Source organism: Candidatus Egerieousia sp., from assembly GCF_056211015.1.
Genome location: NZ_JBAELF010000067.1, coordinates 1 through 1,890 on the forward strand (window position 1 = coordinate 1; position 1,890 = coordinate 1,890).

Sequence of the window (1,890 nt, forward strand, 5' to 3'; positions counted from 1 at the left end):
GATCAGGCTCGTGAAACTTATGGTGTTGAATCCCTATATAAACCTTGTTCTTTACAATCCTGTTCACCGTGGTGGTACGCCATATCATATTGTCCACATTGCCCCGTTTGTACTTTGCCGGTGCTATCCCCTTGTTGATTCGTCTTTGGTTGGCCGCAGCGATTCGTGTCCTGAAGGAACAGGGAATGCCGGATGCATTGAGCCAGTCGGTAATAGCCGCTGTCTTCTCTCCATTGCTGAACTTTTCAAAAATCGTCTTCACCACTTCCGCTTCCTCCGGATTGACGATAAGTTTGCCCGTTCCGGGAGATATTGTATAGCCGTACGGACACGGACCGCCATTATAGGCACCTCGATTCTTCATAGAGGATATTTTCCCGTCAATACCACGGGCGGCGAAGAGTTCAATCTCATACTGTGACATCACAGCCAGGATATGAATCATTATTTTTGTGCCAAGGTCCTTGTCGTCCCTTACCCAGAGATTCTGCTTGGAGAACCAGGCGTAAACTCCCAAAGACTGAAATTTTTCAAGGTCACGCAGCAGGTTGGTAGGCTTTCGCTCAAGGCGGCTGAATTCACTGAACAGAACCTGCTGGTACTCTCCAAGTTCGAGTTTGGCCATAAGAATTGAGAAGTTCGGTCTGTCCTCCCCGTCCTTGAATCCGCTGATGATGTCCTTGTAGATGTCGGTGGATTCATCGAAGTTGAGCCTGTTGCTCTTTGCAAAGGCGACAAGGTCCTCGACCTGCCTGTCCGTTTTCTGCATTGCAGTGGAGATGCGCACATAAATCGCAGTGCGTCTCTTTTCATCGATTTGATTGAAATACATAAATGTGATTTTGGTTATGGTTATGGGATAAAACAATCGATGACAAAGCATCAAATTTCGTGTGCAGAATTACACTATTATTTGACGGAAATGTGCGATATATACACGTAGAAGGCCGATATGTACTTTCTAAAACTCAGCGAAAATGAGCATTTTTCTCTCAATTCCGCTGAGTATTCAAGAGAATCAACATTTTGCGCAGAGCCGGAATTTATTGTGTTTAAATTTTGCGCAACATTATAATTGTATTAAATTTGCTATTGAAAAACAATGTCGATTTTTATGGAAGAACGGGTATTCAAAAGGAAATTTTATGAAAAGATGCTTGCTTGGAAGCGGGAAAAGGAAGGAAGCACGGCGTTAATGATCAAAGGAGCACGCCGTGTCGGAAAGTCAACAATCGCCGAGGAGTTTGCCAAGAACGAATACGAGTCATATATTCTTGTGGATTTCACCAAAGTCGGACCTGAAATTCCTGCCCTTTTTGATGATGTCTCCAATCTTGACCGCATCTTCATGGCATTACAATTCTACTTCAATGTCACGTTAATTCCCCGAAAGTCGGTCATTGTTCTAGATGAAATACAAGAATGTCCAAAAGCACGTCAGGCAATCAAAGAGCTGGTAAAAGATCACAGATATGATTATATCGAGACGGGGTCCCTTATCAGCATAAAGCGTAACACGAAGGGAATACGTATTCCAAGCGAAGAGACGCGTCTTACGATGTTACCGATGGATTACGAAGAATTCCGTTGGGCGCTGGGAGACCGGACAACGGTTCCTCTTTTGCAACAGGCTTTCAACGCCAGGCAGTCACTTGGGGATGCAGCACACCGGAAAATTATGCGCGACCTCCGTTTGTATATGCTTGTGGGTGGGATGCCTCAGGCTGTAAACAGTTATTTGGATACCCAAAACCTGGCCCTTGTGGATGCTGTCAAAAGAGAAATACTGGAACTCTACAACGATGACTTTTACAAAATAGACCCGACCGGGAAAGCTGCAAGTTTGTTCAAGTCAATTCCTGCGCAACTCTCCGGGAATGCCCACCGTTA

The 1,890-nt window shown here is 44.9% G+C and carries 2 protein-coding genes; one reads left to right on the forward strand and one right to left on the reverse strand.

Annotated features, from left to right (window positions below; all coding sequences use genetic code 11):
- The coding region (locus tag AC06L3_RS04660) for a recombinase family protein (RefSeq protein WP_475669458.1) at positions 1-832 on the reverse strand (832 nt) is incomplete at its 3' end.
- A gap of 282 nt (positions 833-1,114) precedes the next feature.
- Between AC06L3_RS04660 and AC06L3_RS04665 the strand changes: the two genes are divergently transcribed.
- A partial coding sequence (locus AC06L3_RS04665; RefSeq protein WP_475669459.1) for an ATP-binding protein occupies positions 1,115-1,890 on the forward strand: 776 nt, incomplete at its 3' end.